Source organism: Levilactobacillus tujiorum (assembly GCF_012641185.1).
Classification (GTDB): Bacteria; Bacillota; Bacilli; order Lactobacillales; family Lactobacillaceae; genus Levilactobacillus; species Levilactobacillus tujiorum.
Genome location: NZ_JAAXLK010000016.1, coordinates 51,723 through 72,053, shown reverse-complemented (window position 1 = coordinate 72,053; position 20,331 = coordinate 51,723). Strand labels below are relative to the sequence as shown.

Sequence of the window (20,331 nt, the reverse complement as noted above, 5' to 3'; positions counted from 1 at the left end):
CCGAACACGGAAGTTAAGCTTTAGCACGCCGATAGTAGTTGGGGGATCGCCCCCTGCGAGGATAGGACGTTGCCACGCGAACGAAAGAACCCAGTGATTGGGTTCTTTTTTTACATATTTTTTTAAACGGACTAAATTAAATTGGAAACAACCGAATGCAATAGTACGTACATTCAGTAAGTGCTGTCTCCGGCTGGTATCCTAAGATGTGAGGTGGGCTGACGCCTTTGCTGTCAGTCTATTAAAAGCTCATTAGAACATGTTTTACGAACAATTTCTTATTGGATTAATGATTCCGTTCGAATATCTTTACAGTTGTGCTCTTGGTTACGTGATAGGCTTGTGCTATCATAGTTAGTGTTGTGGGAAAGCCACAGGACATAAGAGAAGTTATATAAATGATCAGTATCTATCTTTAGAAAATAGGTGGAAAGTAATTATGAAAAAATATCGTAGCTATCGCCTGAGTTTGGGCTGGCAAATTCTAATTGGGTTGATTTTGGGAATTGTGCTGGGGGTCATCTTCTACGAGAATAAGATGGCGATTACGGCCATGCAGAATATTGGGAATATGTTCATCAGCTTGATTCAAATGATTGTATTGCCCATCGTCGTTTCCTGCCTGACGGTGGGGATCGCCAATATGGGGGATATTCATAAGCTAGGTCGAATTGGTGGGAAGACGATCATCTACTTTGAAGTGATGACGACCATTGCGATTGCGCTGGGGCTGCTGATTGGCAATATTTTCCATCCTGGGAGCTTTATCGACATTCATCAATTACATAGTTCAGACATCAGTCAGTACGTCTCCTCGGCCAAATCTGCGAAGGATTCGGGCATCTGGGCGACTTTGTTGGGAATCATTCCGACGAACTTCTTCAAATCGTTGGGTGAAGGGGACATGATGCCAGTCATCTTCTTCTCCGTATTCTTTGGGTTAGGAACGGCGGCTATCGGTAAACAAGGTCAAGTGATCATTGATTTTCTAGACGCTGTATCGCAAGTCATGTTCCGTGTCACGAACTGGGTCATGCATACGGCACCGATTGGGGTTTGTGCACTGATCGGGGTAACCATCGCCCAAATGGGGATTTCAGCGCTAGCCCCATTGGGATACTTCATCCTGCTGGCTTACGGGACAATGGCACTGTTCATCGTAGTCTTTATGGGAATTGTTGCGCGCATGTTCGGTTTTCGTTTGAAAGACCTGCTGTTCGTGATCAAGGATGAGGCAGTCTTAGCCTTCTCCACGGCGAGCTCCGAGGCGACCTTGCCCCGGTTGATCGATAAGATGGACAAGTTCGGCGTTAGCCAAGGGATCGTTTCTTTCGTTATTCCCACGGGATACACGTTTAACCTTGATGGTTCGGCTATCTATCAGTCATTGGCGGCACTGTTCTTGGCCCAGGCCTACCACATTGACTTGAGCTTAGGACAGCAAATCACCTTGCTGGTCGTCTTGATGATTACCAGTAAAGGGATGGCCGGTGTGCCGGGAGCGTCCTTCGTGGTCTTGTTGGCAACGGTCTCTACCATTGGGGTACCAATGAGTGGGTTGACCTTCATTGCCGGGATTGACCGGTTGGTTGATATGGGACGGACCGCCGTTAACGTGGTCGGTAACTCGCTAGCAACGGTCGTTATTGGTCGTTCAGAGCATGAATTTAGTGAAGAAAAGAGCCAAAATTACTTGGCAGAGCTACACGCTGCCAAAGCAAAATAGACAAATAAAAATCCACTCGCTATTGAGTGGATTTTTATTTGTCTATTTTTAACGTGGTATCGTGAATGCCAAGGTCACCGATGACTTCACAACGGATGATGACTGATACATAGCACTGGTTGTGAATAGAAGGTCTACCCATGGCAGGGATAACCTAAAAAAGCGCTCCAACATTCTTCGCAAATGTTGGGGCGCTTTATGATTGCAGAAACCAGATTAACTGTGGGGAAGGTAGCCTTGCGGGGTGATTCCCATCAGCCCATGGGTGCTACCGGCACATGATAATCAGGATTAAGTGTTGGAATTGTGTTGAATCGTATCGACTATTAGAGATTAAAAACCAGCCTAGTTGAATCGGCGTCAGTTACAAGTGGATTTCTCCCCATTGAGTTCCCTCAACGGTGAAGCGACTATTTAACTAGCACGTCAATGCATTATGGTTATCATAGGGCCGAGAAAAACTGAGTAACTCTAGCTTGCGTTTTCCATTAAGTGGTTTGAATCCAGCTGGAACACGAACGGTCTCGGGAAGGTCAGCCGTGATGCGGTCGGTTACAATGCCGACAGCGACTGAGTTAAAGTGACCAGCTGATTCAGTTTAAAGTCTACCAGTCGAACCTCCGCATCAAGCTACGGGGTCCGGGAAAGGGAAAGCTAGAGAACAGTTTTCCTCAAAGCGTCAACCAAGAGGCGTGAACTGACTGCAACTTTCCCACCGGCGAGTAATAACACGCTCCAGGATCATCTATACGTTGTGTTGTCATGTTCAATCACCTCCTATAATCTAATCGACAGTGACAACTGCGGGTAAATTAAAAGCGCTTAGCCACGACTAGCTAAGCGCACAATAAAAAACATGATTGTGGACGGTAAGCCAGTCGTTGAGTTTTAGCACTATACGGCGTAGTTAGTTGTTTCGTTAACAGCTACATTAGAACAGGCCTTAATCTGACCTGAACAGCTGACTCATTGGCGTTTCTCGACGTTTCTGAGCAGTAGCATTTTCCGTATAGGAGCCTCACCTAACAGCTTCTAATTTATCTATGTGTATAGTATATCCTATTTTCAGAAAGTTAGCAACCTTTTGACCTCATAAAAATCGAATAATAATTATAATAACAAACTATTGATAAATTTATAAAAGGTGGCGGTTTTGCAGCTAGTTTAGAATGATTCTTGATTTTGTCGGAAGAAGCGGGTATGCTAGGGATGAATCGAAATTTGCTAAATGAGGGGAGTATTTATTATGAATTTTATTGGTTCAGCGTTACCCGATTTTTCTGTAAATGCGTTTCAAAATGGCGAGGTGAAGGCCTTGACGCAGGATGATTTATTAGGCCATTGGTCAATCCTGTTTTTCTATCCCGCAGACTTTTCCTTTGTATGTCCCACTGAATTAGGTGACCTGGCAGCCCACTATTCAGAATTCCAACAAAGTAATACGGAGATCTACAGTGTTTCTGAAGACACGGAATTTGTTCACCAAGCTTGGCATGAACAGAGTGACGAAGTCGGCCAAGTGACCTATCCCATGATTGCTGATCCAGCAGGGGTATTGGCGCGGCACTACGGTGTCTTGGATGAAGCGGCTGGTCAAGCCTTTCGGGGTGTCTTCATCCTCGATCCAGCTGGTAAAGTGCGTTCATACACCATCAATGATATGGGTATCGGACGAAATGCCGCGGAAATCTTACGGACACTGACTGCTGCCCAATTTGTCGCCGAACATGGCGATCGGGTTTGCCCAGCTAACTGGCACAAGGGTGAACAGACGTTGAAACCGGGAACCGATTTGGTAGGTAAGATTTAAAGGTAATTTTAGTTAAATATGACCAAAAAAGCGTGGATTCCGTTTAGTTGGGGATCCACGCTTACTATTTAGTTAGGCTTGCGGCATTTTGGCTAACAAGGCGTTAATCTGGTCGATTTCGGCGGGACTGAACGTCGTGTTGGTAAAGGCCTTCAGATTATCTTGGAGTTGACTCGGCCTACTGGCTCCCACTAGGACGCAGGTGACGACGGGCTGGCTCAGTAGCCAAGCAATCGCCATCTGTGCGAGGGATTGCCCTCGCTGCTGGGCCAAGTCATTTAAGGCCTTGACCGTCTTAATAGTGTGTTCCACGTTGTCTTCATGGAGGAAGGGACTGGAGGACTTGTGGGCGCGCGAATCAACCGGGATACCGTGTAGATAGCGGTCGGTTAGTAAGCCCTGGGCAAGCGGACTGAACGTCACCAGGCCCGTTTGTTCTTCGGTTAGAGTTTGTAACAAGCCGTTGTCCGCGATGTGTTGATCAAAGAGGCTGTAGCGGCTTTGATGCACGATGTAAGGGGTGTGCAGGTCGTCGAAAATGGCCTTGATGGCTTTGGTTTGCTGCGGGTCGTAATTGGAAATCCCAATGTATAGCGCCTTGCCTTGCCGTACCAATTGGTCCAGGGCCAAGGCCGTCTCTTCAAGGGGCGTGTTCGGATCTGGCCGATGGGAGTAGAAAATATCCACGTAGTCCAGTTGTAGTCGCCGCAAGCTTTGGTTAGCGCTGGCGATGATATTCTTACGTGAGCCCCACTCGCCGTATGGTCCAGGCCACATCAGGTAGCCGGCTTTGGACGTGATGATCATTTCGTCACGGTAGGGGCGCATGTCGCGGGCCATGATCCGGCCGAAGTTGGTCTCGGCACTCCCGGGTTCGGGTCCATAATTGTTGGCTAAGTCGAAATAAGTGATTCCGGCGTCAAAGGCGGTGTGAACGATAGCGCGCTGGTTATCAAATGGATCGACACTGCCAAAATTGTGCCAAAAGCCCAACCCAATTGTGGAGAGTTTAAGGCCACTATTTCCGCTACGACGGTACTGCATGTGATCGTAACGGTGTGCATCTGCTAAATACATGCTGATTCCTCCCATGATTGAATAACTAACTGAGTTGTTTATCCGCTCAGCAATCGTTACATTCAATTATACGGGTCTTCGAATGTAAATGAAAACGAATTCACAGTTGGCCACGAAAAAAACGCACCAGGTATCAGGAATACCGAGTGCGTTTTGTGGGGAGCGTTGACTCCAGATAAGTTATTTACCCTGAGGAATCTTAGCGAATTCTTGTTGGTACCAGCCGTCCCAAGTGTTGTCCTTGAGTGACCCGTTTTCGTTAAAGGGTAAGTTAATAGTTTTTAGAATTTCAACAAACATGTGTTGCTTGTAAGCCAGAACGCCGGTAGCCAGCTCGTCTGGGCTGAAGCTACGGTTGGCATAAAGGTATTGGTTAATATCGTTCATTGCGTAGTCAACTTTGAACTGTGATAAAATTTCGAGATCGTTGGTCCGATAATGTTCGAGATAGAAGTGAACGAAATCAGTGAGCGCGGTTGCTTGGGCGTGTTCGTCCAGATCTGTAATCGTTAAATCTTGGTTTTGCAAAGTGGAGACCTCCTCAAATTCTGTGTTGCCGTGAGTATCGGTCGGTTGGTCGATCGGTGCCCCTTTTTTATTATGGCACATTTCCCGCGTTCGTAAAGGAAACTCATCTAAATTTTTTTGGTGTAAATCAATTTAAGCGCTATCATTAGCCGATTTACCCTTAGATGAGGAGGACGGAGGGCGATTTAAACTAGTGTATCTAAAGGTTGAAAGGACTAGAATCGTTACCAATGCTGAAGTGACAAGGATTTTAGTCTGAAGAATAGGCTAAACCTGTCACCTGCGGCTGGCAGAGATTCCGTCTGCTGTGGGGACCGCCTGCGGCCTGAGAAGCGGTCCCGCTCAATTTTGGCGAACGGCAAGGCGGTAGAAATTATCTGTTTATCTATTTTTCAAAAGCGTAATGCCATGGCCTTTACGGAACCTTTTTAAGTTTCAACCTTTAGCTAGTGTATACTGAAAGTAAAAGGTAGAAGGAGGGGACAGCATATGCGAGTCTTAGTGATCGGTGCCAACGGTCAAACGGGGCACCAGCTGGTCACGCAATTACATACGCGTGGGGATGTCCCGATTGCGGGATTACGACCGGACGAAGACGGTGAAGAGTGGGAGGATCAAGGCATTGCGGTCCGCCGCCTAGATCTGTTAGCCAAGCCGGAAAAGATTGCCAGTGCGTTAATGGGCTGTGAGGCGATCATGTTTGCAGCGGGATCCGGTGGCCGCACCAAGGATGATATGACGTTGTTGATTGATCTCGATGGTGCTGTGAAGACGATGCAGGCCGCGCAGATCGCTGGGGTAGACCGGTTCTTAATGATCAGCATGCTCTTTGCCGAGGATCGTAATCGGTGGGCTGAGCCGTTGAAACCCTTGTATGCGGCTAAATTTTACGCTGACAACTGGCTGGTTCATCAGACCAACCTGGCCTATACGATCGTTCAGCCGGGAGCACTCTCCTTTCACCCGGGAACGGGACATATTAAGAGTGATCCCCTGGCCGTTGGCAGCATTCCGCGTGCTGACCTGGCCGCCTTCATGGTAGCGGCATTGCACGCCCCGCAGACCATCGGTAAGACAATTCCGGTGTTGAGCGGTGACTTATCTATTGCTGAGGTGCTGGCCCAATTGTAAGTATTATAGTCGTAATAATTTATAGTGTATGGTATAATTGAGCTATAGAAAAGATAACCTGTCTGTTAGTTTTTGCCGAAGGAGGCGACGACCATGACTGAGAAATTACTGATCGCTCCACCTGAAGTTGAAGTGTTGGCTGACCACCTGAACGAATGGTCCCAGTGGCGGCAGACTGCCGATCAAGCCACTGCGGACCAAGACTGGGACCGGTTTATTGAGAAGAGTCGCCAGAAGGCCCAGTGGGAAGCGGGCCTGGCCACGGAAATTGACCACTGGGAGAGCCTACACGCCATTCAAATGGCATTGATGGATAATCTTGCGGGGACGACTCACCGAGGCCATACGCGCCAATAGACACTGAATAATCAAGTCGTGCTGTAGAACCAGTGAGATGATTGCAGATTCCTGAAATTTGGGGATGGCAATCATCTTTTTGTTTGTCCGAGTTGCTGACGACGCCAGAGAAACGAGTGGGTACCGCTAAAAAACGACAAAAAAAGAGACGCCGTAGTTGGCATCTCTTTCAAAACAAATTAATGATTTATTGTTCTTCGTACCATGAGTAGTGGAAGTCACCAGGGCGGTCACGCCGTTCGTAGGTGTGGGCACCGAAGTAGTCCCGTTGTGCTTGCAGCAAGTTAGCTGGCAAGACTTCAGCACGGTAGCTGTCGTAGTAAGTAATAGCAGCGGATAAGCTAGGTACAGGAATACCAGCTTGTACGGCCATTGCGACAACGTCACGCGTTGATTGTTGGTACTTAGCGGCAACTTCTTTGAAGTAGTCGTCAAAGAGCAAGTTGGTCAAGTTAGGATCCTTGTCGAAGGCATCCGTGATGTTTTGCAGGAATTGGGCCCGGATAATGCAACCGGCACGCCAGATTTGTGCTAATTCACCGAACTTCAAGTCCCAGTTGTTCTTTTCAGAAGCAAACCGGAGTTGTTCGAAGCCTTGAGCGTAACTCATTAACTTACCAAAGAAGAGGGCTTGGCGAACCTTTTCAACGAATTCAGTTTCGTCACCGGTGTCAACCTTACCTTGCTTTTCGGCTGGTGCTAAGACCTTAGAAGCCTTGACACGTTCGTCCTTCAACATGGAGATGTAACGAGCGTAAACGGCTTCAGTGATTACTGATTGTGGGACTTGAACGTCTAAGGCGTCTTCAGAACTCCACTTACCAGTACCCTTGTTGTTACCACGGTCCAAGATCGCATCCAAAATGGATAAGTTCTTGTCGTCACCTAAGTCATCCTTACGAGTTAAGATGTCAGCGGTGATTTCAACCAAGTAACTGTCAAGTTCGCCCTTGTTCCATTCCTTGAAGATGTCAGCCATCTTGTCAATGGAAATACCAGCAACGTTACGCATGATGTTATAGCTTTCGTCGATCAGCTCTTCATCACCGTATTCGATACCGTTGTGGACCATCTTAACGTAGTGACCAGCACCGTTAGGGCCGATGTAAGATACACATGGCTTGCCGTCTTGGTCAGCCTTAGCAGCAATCTTTTCTAAGATTGGGGCAACTAAGTCGTAAGCTTCCTTTTGGCCACCTGGCATCAGGGAAGGACCTTGTAAGGCACCTAATTCACCACCGGAAACACCCATACCGATGAAGTTGATACCGGACTTGTCCAGTTCAGCGTTACGAGCCATCGTGTCGTGGAAGTTCGTGTTCCCACCGTCGATGAGGACATCATGCTTGTCCAACAGAGGAAGCAATTCGTGGATAACGGCATCAGTTGGCTTACCAGCCTTAACCATCAAAAGAATCCGCCGTGGCGTCTCCAAAGAGTTAACGAAGTCTTCCACCGTGTAACTTGGAACTAACTTCTTGTCGCTGTGGTCTTTCATAACTTGTTCCGTCTTGTTGGATGAACGGTTGTAGATCCCAACCGTGTAACCGCGGCTTTCAATGTTCAGGGCTAAGTTCTTGCCCATGACAGCCATACCAACAACACCAATATTAGCTTTTTCTGCCATTAGAAACCTTCCTTTACTTTGTTAAGATTGATTTCAGTTTTACCAACTCCTAGTGTAGCATTGAACAATTTAAAAGGGAACTCATTTGACTGCTTTTTTTCAAAATAATTAACTGTTTTGTAAAAAAATTTCGTTGCCCACGAAACTATTCGCTTTGAGTCGCTTGATACTCTTGAATGTTGTTGGCTACCTTGCCTAAAAGTTCTTCCAAAATAAGCCGTTCGCCAGCGGATAACCCGTGCGTCCCGATGGCTAGGATATGCTGCTCGTAAGCCTGGAGTTCCGGATAAAGGGCTTGTCCTTGGGCAGTGGCAACTAGCGGACGTTGCTTCTTATTGTGTTCATCCGTTTGGCGGGCCACGTACTGGTGGGCGATGAGCTTACGGACGGTCCGCAGGCAAGTCGAGGGGTCAACGTGTAGCTGATTAGCGAGTTGCGTTTGGGTAATCCCGGGCGTTTCGACAATCCGCATGAGATAGATGAATTGGCTGTTTTGTAAATCATCGCTAGTGAAGAGCTGGTTGCCCATGACTGCGGTGGCCCGAGCGATCAGGCCGATGCTACGAAATGAATTAGGCATGGTTTCTCCTTTTGATTGCATTTGAAATTAAAATATGAGATGATGTTAGACATATTTTAACACAGAGAAGGCTTTATAACATGATTAAATGGACAATAAATACATTGGATGGTCTTTCTACAGAGAATTTATATAAGATTGCATATGAACGTATTCGAACCTTTGTCGTCGCGCAACAGCGCATTTACCAAGAAATTGATGAGGTGGATACCGTGGCCCACCATGTCATGGGCTTTCAAGGCTCCCGATTAGTGGCGTATGCCCGCGTCTTCGTCGAGCAGGGTGCCGTGACTTTTGGCCGGGTTTTGACCATTCCGGAAGTCCGTGGGCAAGGCGTTGGGCGTCAGTTGGTCGCACAAATTGAAGCGGAAATTCAACGTGATTATGCCGGGCTACCAATTAGCATTGAGGCCCAGGTCGATAAGCGCGGTTTCTATGAGAAATTTGGTTATCAGGCCACCGGGGACGTCTTTGAATTTAACGGGACCCCACATATTCGAATGACGAAGCGGGCGATGAAGCTGGCTGAGTAAATCGCAGAGGAGACTAAAAAACACCGTTACCACGGCAAAGATCGTGGTAACGGTGTTTTCTTATAAACTAGTTGTTTAAGCGGTAAACCCATTCACGGTGGTCACGTTGAATCAGTTCTTCAGCAGCAGCTGGTCCCATGGAGTGTGGCGTGTAGTTAGGGAATTGTGGTTCTTGTAAGTCCCAAACACGACGGATTTGATCCACAAACTTCCAAGCGTAGGAAACTTCTGGCCAGCTGGAGAAGTTGGTCCCGTCACCCTTCAGAACGTCGTGTAATAAGCGTTCGTAAGGTTCTGGCGTATCCTTAGACTTCTGTGCATCAACCAGGTAGTCCAACTTGATTGGTTCCGTTGAGAAGCCAGTGTCGTTGGTCTTGGCATTTAATTGCAGTGAGAACCCAGCGTGTGGTTCAACGAAGATCGTCAAAACGTTGGCCGTCAATGGCGTGTTTTGACTTTGTGGGAAGGCGAAGATGTCGACGAGTGGCCGCTTGAAGACGACGTCAACTCGAGTAAACTTGTCGGCTAACATCTTCCCGGTCCGAATGTAGAATGGCGTTCCGGACCAACGGTAGTTGTCGAATAACAACTTCCCAGCCACGAAAGTTTCAGTCGTTGAATCATGAGGGACATTATCTTCATGACGGTAGTCAGCTTGATCGTTGATAGAACCATATTGGCCCCGAACGAAGTTAGTTGCGGCATCAGCCACGTTGTAAACGCGAAGACTCCGTAAAGCCTTGACCTTTTCAGCTCGGATATCAGTATCCGTGAAGGCCACAGGTTGTTCCATAGCCAGCAGCGAAACGATTTGCATGATGTGGTTTTGGACCATATCACGTAAGGCACCACTGTTGTCGTAGTAGGAAGCCCGTTCTTCGACCCCCAGCTTTTCGGACAAGGTGACTTGAATGTTGTCGATATACCGGTTGTTCCATAGGGATTCGACTAAAGTGTTGCCGAAACGTAGCGCTTCGATGTTTTGAATCATTTCCTTACCTAAATAGTGGTCGATTCGGAAAATTTGATTTTCATCGAAGGACTTGCTTAAGGCGTCATTTAATAATTTAGCAGAGTCGTAGTCACGACCGAATGGCTTTTCGATAACCAGCCGGTTGAAGGCGTCCTTACCTTCAGTGAGTAAGCCTTGCGTCTTCAAGTCTTGAGCAATGGTACCGAAGAATTGAGGTGCCATTGATAGGTAGAAGATCCGGTGTCCTTCGGTTTTGTACTTCTTGTCTAACTTGTCCATGAGTTCCTTCAAAACGGCGTAGTGAGCCGTGTCGGTAACGTCGTGGTCTTGGTAGTAGAAGTGCGAGATGAAGTCGTTGGCTTCCTTGGAGTCAGTCCGGTTACCACTATCGGCTAAGGACTTCTTGATAGCAGCGCGGAACTTGTCATCGTCTAATTTCGCCCGGGAAGTCCCGATAACAGCGAAATGGGATCGTAAGTTACCTTTGCGATACAGGTTAAACAGACTTGGGTAGAGTTTCCGGTAAGCTAAGTCACCAGTTCCCCCGAAGAATAAGAATACAGCTTTACGTTCAGTTGGCACGAGATCGTCACTCCTTAAGTTTTAAAATCCGTTATATGAGCAGTGTCTACAAAAAATGAGTGTTGCCATCGGTTATTCACGAGTGGGGGCAACCAACCGTGAATCCGCGAGTTGTCCAGAAGTTATGTCTAGACCACTTCGGAAGTTATTATACGCCCCTTTGCTGTGAAATGCGACCTTTTTAAACCAAGAATTTAAAATTTAGACAACCGGTTGCAATAGCGTGAAAACAATGATTACACGATTTCATCGTTTTCATGAAAGCCAATTCGCTTAAGCCGAAAGGCCATGGAAACAAGTGGCCCTAAGAAAAATTATGAAACCGTTATCACCCACAGTCTAACAAAAAAACTCGCTTAAGTAACGTTAAGCGAGTTGAAATGTTCTAAAAATTTTTTAGGGGAAATTGTTGGGAGGGGGGGATTGGGTCTTTCGAGTAGGTGCTGGCCCGCTTCACAACGTTACAGTCAATCGTTCCGGAAACTTCCCCTCAACGTGCGTGAAGTGTACGTCGGCAGCGGCTAGGTCGGTGATGAGTTGTAAGGGTTGCTGGATTTTAGAGGTACCTTGCCAGGGACGGAGATCAAAGTTTACCGGTGTGCCGGCCTTCTGACGTAAGGTAAGCGTGACATTTTCGAAGCGGATACCACTGATGGCTCCCGGCGTGTCGGCTGCCAAGAAAATACCGTTCTCCGCGTTGCAGGTGATATTTTTAAAGCGGACGTTGCGAATGGTCTGTTGACTCAGATCGGTTTGCTGGTCGCGAGGCAGGAGCGTGATGTAAATGGGTTCGCCCGCGCCCCACCATTCTTTACTGTAGTGCTTGGTGACGATCGAAATATCCTCGAAGCTCACGTTGGTTACGCTCCCGGGATCGCGAAGCTGAAAGGCCAGTCCACGGTTGGTGTCACGGATGGTGAGTTGCTGAAAGTGACAGTTTTCAAAATTGCCAAAGCTACTACTCCCGAACTTTACGGCCGCGCTCTGAGTTTTAATGAAGCAATTCGTTACGGTTAGGTCGGTACAGTTGCCATAGCGGGCAGTTTCTTCCGTACATTTCGGGCAGATGGCGTCGTCGCCAGTGGTAATTTCACAATCGTGAATATAGGTATTCTTACTGCGGTCAATATCAATGCCATCGGTGTTGGGCATGCGCATCTCATTATGAATGGCGAGGTAGCTGATTTCAGTGTTATGGCAGCCGACTAGATGAATCGTCCAGAAGGGGGCGCTTTCAACGGTAATGTGTGTCAGCGTGACGTTCGTGCAGTCTTCTAGGTAGATCGTCATGGGCCGGGGATACCGATAGAATTTAAGGTGAACCGCCTCCGCCTGATGAGGATAAATGAAGGCTTGGTAGTTTCCGTCGATATGGCCTTCGCCTGTAATTCCAATGTTACGTTGCCCCTTCGCAAAGATCAGTCCGGAAATCGGCGTGTGGTGACGATTGAGCTCAAAGGGCCCGGGGCGATGGCAGTAGGATTGCTCGTGACTACTCCCGCGTAGAATCGCGTCGGCCTCTAGATTCAAGGTCACGCCCGTCTTGAGTTGGAGGCCGTCGATAACGTATTGGCCACTGGGGATGGTGACCTCACCCCCTTGGGCTGCGGCACATTGATCAATCGCGGCCTGGATCGTGGCGGTCGCGTTGGACTTAATTTCGGAATAAACAGCAGTATCGAGGATATTTATTTTCATAATGGATGACCTACCTTTGCTGTCAGATTTAAGGAAGCTACTTGCTAAAAGTCAGGACTACGCCCTTAGCTTAACACAAAATGTAAGCGATACCGCGACAAGCCGGCAAACGATGATGAAAGCCGTTCTGACGGTCATCATCATCTAAAAGTGGCTAACAACTTAATTTGTTTTAAGTGTTGTTAAAGAAGCCCCTTCCTCGTTATAAATTTGTCACTAATGAGTAAAAAATCTGTTATACTACAAGGCGGTTAAAAAATAATTTACCGGTACTATATCGGTCAATATAAGGGGTCAGGAAAATAATGAAAAAGTTTATGATTGCAATGACTGGGTTGGTCACTGTATTTACGATTGGGGCAACGGTTCCTGCTACGGCAATTACACCTACTGTGACTGCTCATGCAGCAACCCACGTTGGGCCTAACTTGAGTGTTAAATCAGTTTACAGCAATGCCAAAACCATTAAAGGAACGGCCACTAAGGGTTCGAAGATTGCCGTTAAGAAGAGCAAGAACGCCAAGACTGATCTGGGGACCGCAACCGCTTCTAAGAAGACGGGTAAGTATACGGTTAAGTTAGCTAAGACGTTAAAGAAGAACAGTAATGTTTATGTTTACGCCACTAATCCTAAGACGAAGACGTCCTTCTACCGGATTATTCGGGTTCAAGCTGCTGCTACCAAGAAGGCGGCTACGACTAAAAAGGCCACGACCAAGAAGACTGCTACTAAGAAGGTAACGACTAAGAAAGCAGCAACTAAGAAGACCACTAAAAAGGCCACTGCCAAGAAGACGTCAACTAAGAAGTCAGCTAGTTTCTCAGTAAAGACGCCTACGGGAACTTGGAAGTCTAACACGGCTAACAAGTACTCCCAAAAGATGGTCTTCAGCCAAAAGACTGGTTTCAACCAATACCTTTACAAGAATGGTAAGAAGGTTAAGACCTTAGTTTCCTACGCTAAGTACAGTGTTGATGCTAAGACGCCTACGTTCTGGAAGATTACTTACACGCCTAAGGGTGCCAAGACATCTAAGACGCTCTACCTCCGGTTCACTTCTGCTAAGAAGTTCAAGATCGTAAACAGCAAGAACAAAGTCGTTGCCGTTAAGGCCGGCGTTGCCCCAGCTGCTAAGTGGACTTTTACAAAGTAGCGAGGTTTTATACTAAATAGTAATAATAGCCGCCAGTTTGTCGTTGGATGAACTGGCGGTTTTTGTTCGGCTTTTTTTGAAAAAATTGAATCTTGCGGCTAATGTTGACGGAATTTACTGGTAGGATAGAGTTGTAAACAATGGAAAGTGATAAGTTTAGTCAAAGAAGGAGGATGCTTCGTGAAAGCAGAAATTTCGTGGCTAGATGATCCCCAGACCTTTCGGGTCAATCAAATGCCGGCGCATAGCGATCACCGGGGTTATGCGACGGTGGCTGAAGCGGCTACGCAAAAGAGTCGTTTCGTTCAGAGCCTGGATGGTCAGTGGGCGTTTGCCTTTGCGCGTGATCCACAGCACCGACCGCTGGGATTCTATCAACCAGACAGTGACCGTTCTGATTTTGAACCGCTGACGGTGCCCGGTCATATCGAATTAGCGGGCTATGGTCAGATTCAGTATATCAATACGGCCTATCCCTGGGAGGGGAAGCATTACCGGCGTCCGGCTTACAGCCAAGGGGCCGATCAGCCGGAACCGGGGATGTTTAGCCAAGATCCTGAAAACACTGTGGGCGCCTACGTTCGCCACTTTACGTTAGCGGCTGGGCTGCGCCACAAACGGGTCAGCATTGAGTTTGATGGGGTCGAACAGGCGATGTACCTGTGGCTGAACGGTCATTTTGTGGGCTATGCCGAGGATAGCTTTAGCCGCAGTGAATTTGATTTAACGCCGTACTTACAGGCGGGAGAGAATTTATTAGCGGTCGAAGTCTTCAAGCACAGTACTGCGGCCTTTCTCGAAGATCAGGACATGTTCCGGTTTTCTGGCATCTTCCGCAGCGTCCGCCTCGTTGCCAAGCCCCGTCTACACGTGGAGGATTTAACTATTCAGGCCACTTTGACGCCGGATCTTGAAACGGGAGAATTCTCGGCCCACTTAGCCCTTTCCGCGGCAGAAAGGTTGGCGGGATCCGTTACCGCCACCTTATTTACGGCGGCGGGCGAGCAACTCTGGACGACCACTCAAGCAGTAGCTGAAGAACTTACGGTCAAGGCGACTTTGCCCCACGTCCATCGTTGGGATCACCACGATCCTTATCTTTATCAGCTCAGGTTATCCGTAGTCGATGATGCGGGCCAGCTGGTTGAAGTGGTGCCCTATGCCGTGGGCTTTCGGCGGTTGGAACTCAAGGATAAGGTCATTTATCTAAACGGTCAGCGGCTGATCTTAAACGGCGTTAACCGTCACGAGTGGGATGCCCAGCGTGGGCGCGCCGTAACGGTAGCGGATATGGAGCGAGATCAACGGGTCTTCAAAGCTGCCCACATCAACGCCGTGCGGACATGTCATTATCCCGATCAGGATCTGTGGTATCACCTGTGCGATCGGAATGGGATCTATATGATGGCGGAGACTAATCTGGAGACCCACGGCACTTGGCAAAAGATGGGCGTCGTTGAGCCATCCTATAATGTTCCAGGCAGCTTGCCACAATGGACGTTGGCCATCTTAGATCGGGCGCGTAGCAACTATGAAATGTTCAAGAATCATCCAGCGGTGCTCTTCTGGTCGCTAGGCAACGAGTCCTATGCGGGCGATGCACTAGTCGCCATGGACCAGTTCTACCATACGGTTGATCCTACGCGGCTGACCCATTATGAAGGCGTTTACCGTAATCGGGCCTATGCAGACCGTATCTCCGATGTGGAGAGCCGGATGTATGATCCGCCGCGGGATATTGAGGCTTATCTGCAGAATCACCCGGCCAAGCCGTTCTTGAACTGTGAATACATGCATGATATGGGGAACTCTATCGGTGGCATGGGCAGTTACATGGCATTGCTTGAGAAATACCCGATGTATCAGGGCGGCTTCATCTGGGATTACATTGATCAAGCGCTCTGGGTCAAAGACGAGGTGACGGGGCAACCGGCACTCCGGTATGGCGGAGACTTTGATGACCGTCATTCTGATTATGAATTTTCTGGTGACGGCCTTCTCTTTGCCGATCGGACGCCTAAGCCAGCCTTACAGGAGGTGCGTCATTATTATGGCCAATACGACTAAACTCAACGTAGTTTATGGTGATGTGACACTAGGTCTTAGTGGGCCGGGATTCCGATATATTTTCGCCTATGATCGGGGCGGGCTGGAATCATTGGTCCAAGAGGGTAAAGAGTGGCTGTACCGCGTGCCGACGCCAGCTTTCTGGCGAGCCACGACCGACAATGATCGGGGCAACGGCTTTTCAGTTGCCGCGGCGACTTGGCTGGGCGCGGACATGTTTAAAACGTGTACAGCCATTAATGTGGTGGTCGATGGGCAGGCGATTCCTTTGCCAATCGCCCCCGAGAACAATCGGTATACGGCTAAGGAAACAGCGACGACAGTGACCGTGACTTTCACCTACACGACGCCGACGGTTCCAGCGACGACCGTTGATGTGGCCTATACTGTAACGGCGACCGGGCAACTGACCATCGCGGTCCATTACGCTGGTCGCGCAGGGTTACCTGAGTTGCCAGCACTGGGGCTACGTTTTCTATGTCCCACGCCGGCGACGGGCTTTGACTACCAAGGCCTTTCGGGTGAGACGTATCCCGATCGTTTAGCGGGCGGCCAACCGGGGACGTACCATGTTGAGGGCTTACCCGTGACGCCATACTTAGTGCCCCAGGAATGTGGCATGCACATGCGAACGCAGTGGGTTACGGTGACCCGCGCCACGACGCAAAATAATAGCGATCCCGATCACCAACCGTTCCAATTGACACTGCGGCAGGCCGCACATCCCTTTGCCTTTAGTTGCCTGCCTTACACGCCAGAAGAATTAGAGAATGCGACTCATATGGAAGAGTTGCCGTTGGCCCGGCGCACCGTTCTAACCGTGTACGGCGCGGTCCGGGGTGTCGGCGGCATTGATAGTTGGGGAAGCGACGTTGAGCCGGCCTACCACATTGCGGGGGACATTGACCACGACTTTAGTTTTGTAATCGCTGGTCCGGTGGCGAAGTAGCTGGCCTGGGGGATCTACGATAAAGTAGATTGATTTGATTTTGAGTTGCGCACAGCAGCTACGATTCAAAGTGTTTTTTAGGAATATACTAGGGGGTTATTGGATTGTTAAACTTTAAGAAAAAAGCGACGGTGGGGTTATTATTGGCCAGTGCTATCGCGAGTTTAGGACTATTTGCAACACCAGCAGCGGCACAAGCATCTAGCAAGTATTTGCCAGGGCAGTTTGGGAGCTACGTTCGAGCTAAGCGCAACGTATATGTTGGTATTTCACAGTGGCACGGGAACGGCTACAAGCCTTTGTTAAAGAAGAAGGGGTCATTGCTCTTTGTGATGAGTTCAAGCCAAAAATTTGGCAGTCCAGTGGTTAAATCTTCCTTCACTTCTGGGGCGGTACACTACAATCGCCTCAAGAAGTTGGCCTTTACCATGACGGATACCGTGCCACTGACAAAAGCTAACTTTAGAAAGGTCAGCCTCAAAGCGCCAATCCGTGCGGTTGCGCTGCGTCAAGGGAATGGCTTTAAAGAAAATAAAAATGGTGGTTTTGCGTCACCAATGTTTTATCTGACACTCGACAATTATATCCAGTATTACAGTCGGGCGGCGATGAAAAAATACGATGACGGTGGGGTTATGGAAATCAACTACGGGAACAGGTATGAGCTCTATAAACCGACAGCGTCTGCCAAGATGACGAAAACCACGGTCAAGGGGAATACGACGACGGTTAGGTACAATAAGTACATTAAGGGCCTGCCGGGGAAGAAGATCGGTGCTCACAAGTATCAGCTCAAGATCACCAATCTTAAAACGACGGGTAGCCGTTCCTTCGATGATGATTATTATGGGAGCACCTGGGATAATTACACCGTCAACGATAAGCCATACTTCTCTGGAATTGTTAATGACTTTGGCTAGTTCAAGTGATACCTATTCAAAATAGCAGTCGTCTTCTTGAAATAGATTCGGAGACGCTAAAAAGGTCGGGAGCGATGTCCCGACCTTTTAATATCTATTCAACTGTATTAATTCGTCGCAAGTTGTTGTGCAGGTTGCTTCGTTGGCTTGTTGACGTGGGGATGGTAACCAATTAACCGCATGGCGTTGAAGATAACCACGAGGATTGAGGCTTCGTGGACAAACATCCCGCTGGCCATGTAGATGTAACCGTAGACCAGACCAATCAGTAGGAAGATGACGGTCGCAATGGCAATCGTGATATTTTCCTTCGTGTTCGCTGCGGTCTTCTTAGCGAGGCCAACGGCGTGGTTCAAGGCCGTGAAGCTAGATTGCATTAAGACCACATCAGCCGTTTCAATCGCGACGTCGGTCCCACCACCCATGGCGATGCCGACACTAGCGGTTGCGAGCGAAGGACTGTCGTTAATCCCATCCCCGACGAAGGCAACGTTGCGACCCATGTCTTGGAACTTCTTGACGAAGGTGACTTTATCAGCTGGCAGTAAGTCAGCATGGACTTCATCAATGCCCAGTGATTCGGCAACGGCTTGGGCAGTGGCCTGATTGTCACCCGTTAACATAACCAGATGCTTGATTCCTTGCCGTTTCAGGGCAGCGAGTGCCGCTGGAACTTCAGGGCGAACCGTGTCAGCCACACCGAGAATAAAGGCTAATTTGCCTTGGTAACCAACTAATACCGTAGATTGACCTTCATCTTGCATCTCATGTAAATCGACCAATTGGGCGTCAGTTAGCGTAATGCCGTGATCTTTTAAGAGGGCTGCATTACCAACGTAGAGGGGATTGTCGTGCCATTGGCCAATCATCCCACGGCCCTTGACCGTATCAGTCATCATTGTCGGGGCATCATCAGCAATGCGGCCGGCTAAATGAGTAGTGATGGCCGTTGCCAGTGGGTGATCAGAAGTCTGTTCAACCTGGGCAACCGCACCAAGGAGTTGGTCGTCATCCGTGTATTGCTTCATGTCAGCGACGTCCATCTTACCCGTCGTTAACGTCCCCGTCTTATCGAAGACGATCGTGTCGACCTTAGAAAGACTGTCAACCACGTCGCCACCTTTGATCAGGATACCGTTCTTAGCGCCGTTACCGATTCCGGCCACGTTCGAGACGGGCGCACCGATAACCAAGGCCCCAGGGCAACCCAGTACCAATACCGTGATGGCTAAACGAAGATCTTGTGAGAAGACGTAGACCAGAATGGCGATGACCAAAACGGCTGGCGTATAGTATTGCGCAAATTTATCAATGAACTTTTCAGCAGGAGACTTAGTGTCTTGGGCTTCTTCGACCAGTTCGATAATCTTGGAGAAGGTGGTTTCGTCACCAACCTGAGTGGCTTCGATCTGTAGCGTGCCGCTTTCAACCATGGCACCGGAGTAAACACCGTCACCGTTGGCTTTATTGATCGGCCGTGATTCACCGGTAATTGATGATTCGTTGACGTAACCAGAACCACTGACAACCTTACCATCGACGGGAACTTGGCCGCCCGCCTTGACCAAGACGACGTTGCCTTCTTCCAAATCGTCAACGTCGACTTCTTCCGTGGCGCCGGCGTCGTTAACCAGTAAGGCAGTGGTTGGTGCCATCTCAGTCAGTGATTGAATGGCGCCCCGCGTTTTGGCAAGCGTCTTTTGTTCCAGGTAGGAACCGAAGAGGAATAAGAACGTAACAATAGCTGATTCTTCGAATTCACCGATGGCAAAGGCCCCGATGACGGCGATGCCGACTAAGAGTTCAATACTGAAGACCTTCGCGCGTAAGGCACTGATCGCTCGTAAGACGATGGGTGCCGCCGCGATAACGGAGGCGATGATCCAAGCGGTGTCAGTGACATAAGGCACCTTGGTGAACCAGGCGTTCAGGAAGCCGACGATGATCAAGCCGGCTGACCAGAAGGTAATGGGATTAGTGTGAGCATAAATATAACGTTGGAATGCCATAAGAGTACGATCCTTTCTTTGTCTGAGTTAATTAAGGGTTATCGTTCCTTGTTTATGTACTCATTATGCCGGGGATCGTGCCGGATTAACTTGATGCGAATCAAGTTAGGCGATTTATTTGAAAAAATCGTCATTAATTTGGGGATTATCGTGCCAGAGGGTCTGAAATTCACGGATAATCGGCGCAAAGTGATCCAGAGCAGCGGCATTCCAGTCATAGATGGTGTAGGTCACCAGGTCGGGAAAACGGTCAGAATTCGTCATGTCGGTGGAGGAACAGTTGGGTTCATAGGCTTCGTGAAGCGTAAATTTGGCTGAAAGTTGGCCCAGGGCTTCGGCAACGCGAAGAGCGGCGTGGTACCCACGAACATCGACCGTCAGCTCAGTTGAATCAGGCGCGAAGCTCTCGAAGTCGAGGTTAACACTGAGATTGCTGGTGGGATCGGGGCCCAATAGCTTGAAGATGAGATAATGGCGAAGTTGCTGGAAGTCGTGAGCTGGCATGGTCAATTCCTTTCGTAATTAAGGTTAGATTCAATTCTAACAAACGTATGTAAAAATCCCGTAAAGTCGGCGTTAAATTTACCGATTTCACGGGATTCTATTGATT

Annotated in this window: 17 protein-coding genes and 1 riboswitch; of the genes, 9 read left to right on the top strand and 8 right to left on the bottom strand. The window is 48.6% G+C overall.

The window, feature by feature from the left end:
- Positions 1–439 precede the first annotated feature (439 nt).
- Together HF569_RS08805 and HF569_RS08800 are read left to right on the top strand one after the other, a co-directional pair.
- Positions 440–1,726, top strand: coding sequence for a cation:dicarboxylate symporter family transporter (locus HF569_RS08805; RefSeq protein WP_168850443.1), 1,287 nt, complete (start codon positions 440–442; stop codon positions 1,724–1,726).
- Between the two features lie 866 nt (positions 1,727–2,592).
- A riboswitch (M-box (ykoK) riboswitch) is annotated at positions 2,593–2,763 on the bottom strand.
- Between the two features lie 209 nt (positions 2,764–2,972).
- A complete protein-coding gene (locus HF569_RS08800; RefSeq protein ID WP_168902145.1) occupies positions 2,973–3,536 on the top strand; it encodes a peroxiredoxin in 564 nt (187 codons plus the stop codon).
- Between the two features lie 72 nt (positions 3,537–3,608).
- Here the strand turns inward: HF569_RS08800 and HF569_RS08795 are convergent, their stop codons facing one another.
- Both HF569_RS08795 and HF569_RS08790 read right to left on the bottom strand, forming a co-directional pair.
- A complete protein-coding gene (locus tag HF569_RS08795; protein ID WP_168902144.1) occupies positions 3,609–4,613 on the bottom strand; it encodes an aldo/keto reductase in 1,005 nt (334 codons plus the stop codon).
- A gap of 180 nt (positions 4,614–4,793) precedes the next feature.
- Entirely contained in the window at positions 4,794–5,141 is a 348-nt protein-coding gene (locus HF569_RS08790) for a hypothetical protein (protein ID WP_168850436.1), read from the bottom strand.
- A 489-nt stretch (positions 5,142–5,630) separates the two neighbouring features.
- Between HF569_RS08790 and HF569_RS08785 the strand changes: the two genes are divergently transcribed.
- Both HF569_RS08785 and HF569_RS08780 read left to right on the top strand, forming a co-directional pair.
- Entirely contained in the window at positions 5,631–6,272 is a 642-nt protein-coding gene (locus HF569_RS08785) for an SDR family oxidoreductase (protein WP_168902143.1), read from the top strand.
- Between the two features lie 93 nt (positions 6,273–6,365).
- On the top strand, positions 6,366–6,629 hold the full coding sequence (locus HF569_RS08780; RefSeq protein ID WP_168902142.1) for a hypothetical protein: 264 nt from the start codon (positions 6,366–6,368) through the stop codon (positions 6,627–6,629).
- A 187-nt stretch (positions 6,630–6,816) separates the two neighbouring features.
- Here HF569_RS08780 and gndA read toward each other — a convergent pair whose 3' ends face one another.
- Entirely contained in the window at positions 6,817–8,256 is a 1,440-nt protein-coding gene (gene gndA / locus HF569_RS08775) for an NADP-dependent phosphogluconate dehydrogenase (protein ID WP_168850433.1), read from the bottom strand.
- Between the two features lie 145 nt (positions 8,257–8,401).
- Positions 8,402–8,836: a MarR family winged helix-turn-helix transcriptional regulator gene (locus HF569_RS08770; protein WP_168902141.1), complete on the bottom strand. Its 435-nt coding sequence runs from the start codon at positions 8,834–8,836 to the stop codon at positions 8,402–8,404.
- 80 nt (positions 8,837–8,916) lie between these two features.
- Here HF569_RS08770 and HF569_RS08765 point away from each other — a divergent pair, with 80 nt between their 5' ends.
- Positions 8,917–9,369, top strand: coding sequence for a GNAT family N-acetyltransferase (locus tag HF569_RS08765; RefSeq protein WP_211089692.1), 453 nt, complete (start codon positions 8,917–8,919; stop codon positions 9,367–9,369).
- 67 nt (positions 9,370–9,436) lie between these two features.
- Here HF569_RS08765 and zwf read toward each other — a convergent pair whose 3' ends face one another.
- Positions 9,437–10,924 (bottom strand): glucose-6-phosphate dehydrogenase, encoded by a 1,488-nt coding sequence (gene zwf, locus HF569_RS08760; RefSeq protein ID WP_168902140.1) that lies wholly within the window; start codon positions 10,922–10,924, stop codon positions 9,437–9,439.
- Between the two features lie 453 nt (positions 10,925–11,377).
- Complete coding sequence (locus HF569_RS08755) at positions 11,378–12,622, bottom strand: glycoside hydrolase family 28 protein (RefSeq protein WP_211089691.1); 1,245 nt, start codon at positions 12,620–12,622, stop codon at positions 11,378–11,380.
- 305 nt (positions 12,623–12,927) lie between these two features.
- Between HF569_RS08755 and HF569_RS08750 the strand changes: the two genes are divergently transcribed.
- The 4 genes from HF569_RS08750 (at position 12,928) to HF569_RS08735 (ending at position 17,712) form a co-directional block, all read left to right on the top strand.
- A complete protein-coding gene (locus HF569_RS08750) occupies positions 12,928–13,776 on the top strand; it encodes an Ig-like domain-containing protein (protein WP_168902139.1) in 849 nt (282 codons plus the stop codon).
- 180 nt (positions 13,777–13,956) lie between these two features.
- Complete coding sequence (locus tag HF569_RS08745) at positions 13,957–15,843, top strand: glycoside hydrolase family 2 TIM barrel-domain containing protein (protein WP_168902138.1); 1,887 nt, start codon at positions 13,957–13,959, stop codon at positions 15,841–15,843.
- On the top strand, positions 15,827–16,792 hold the full coding sequence (locus HF569_RS08740) for a beta-galactosidase small subunit (protein ID WP_168902137.1): 966 nt from the start codon (positions 15,827–15,829) through the stop codon (positions 16,790–16,792). Before HF569_RS08745 ends, HF569_RS08740 begins: the two co-directional genes overlap by 17 nt.
- A gap of 104 nt (positions 16,793–16,896) precedes the next feature.
- Complete coding sequence (locus HF569_RS08735; RefSeq protein WP_168902136.1) at positions 16,897–17,712, top strand: hypothetical protein; 816 nt, start codon at positions 16,897–16,899, stop codon at positions 17,710–17,712.
- 107 nt (positions 17,713–17,819) lie between these two features.
- On the opposite strand, the gene HF569_RS08730 is transcribed toward HF569_RS08735, so the two are convergent.
- Entirely contained in the window at positions 17,820–19,721 is a 1,902-nt protein-coding gene (locus HF569_RS08730; RefSeq protein ID WP_168902135.1) for a heavy metal translocating P-type ATPase, read from the bottom strand.
- 114 nt (positions 19,722–19,835) lie between these two features.
- Complete coding sequence (locus HF569_RS08725; RefSeq protein WP_168902134.1) at positions 19,836–20,225, bottom strand: hypothetical protein; 390 nt, start codon at positions 20,223–20,225, stop codon at positions 19,836–19,838.
- Positions 20,226–20,331: the final 106 nt, after the last annotated feature.

Bases quoted from the DNA above. Each gene is read 5' to 3' on its own strand.
- HF569_RS08770 (WP_168902141.1), bottom strand. From the start codon at position 8,836: ATGCCTAATTCATTTCGTAGCATCGGCCTGATCGCTCGGGCCACCGCA.
- HF569_RS08805 (WP_168850443.1), top strand. From the start codon at position 440: ATGAAAAAATATCGTAGCTATCGCCTGAGTTTGGGCTGGCAAATTCTA.
- HF569_RS08740 (WP_168902137.1), top strand. From the start codon at position 15,827: ATGGCCAATACGACTAAACTCAACGTAGTTTATGGTGATGTGACACTA.
- HF569_RS08755 (WP_211089691.1), bottom strand. From the start codon at position 12,622: ATGAAAATAAATATCCTCGATACTGCTGTTTATTCCGAAATTAAGTCC.
- HF569_RS08800 (WP_168902145.1), top strand. From the start codon at position 2,973: ATGAATTTTATTGGTTCAGCGTTACCCGATTTTTCTGTAAATGCGTTT.
- HF569_RS08795 (WP_168902144.1), bottom strand. From the start codon at position 4,613: ATGTATTTAGCAGATGCACACCGTTACGATCACATGCAGTACCGTCGT.
- HF569_RS08750 (WP_168902139.1), top strand. From the start codon at position 12,928: ATGAAAAAGTTTATGATTGCAATGACTGGGTTGGTCACTGTATTTACG.
- HF569_RS08765 (WP_211089692.1), top strand. From the start codon at position 8,917: ATGATTAAATGGACAATAAATACATTGGATGGTCTTTCTACAGAGAAT.
- HF569_RS08730 (WP_168902135.1), bottom strand. From the start codon at position 19,721: ATGGCATTCCAACGTTATATTTATGCTCACACTAATCCCATTACCTTC.
- HF569_RS08780 (WP_168902142.1), top strand. From the start codon at position 6,366: ATGACTGAGAAATTACTGATCGCTCCACCTGAAGTTGAAGTGTTGGCT.
- HF569_RS08725 (WP_168902134.1), bottom strand. From the start codon at position 20,225: ATGCCAGCTCACGACTTCCAGCAACTTCGCCATTATCTCATCTTCAAG.
- gndA (WP_168850433.1), bottom strand. From the start codon at position 8,256: ATGGCAGAAAAAGCTAATATTGGTGTTGTTGGTATGGCTGTCATGGGC.
- HF569_RS08785 (WP_168902143.1), top strand. From the start codon at position 5,631: ATGCGAGTCTTAGTGATCGGTGCCAACGGTCAAACGGGGCACCAGCTG.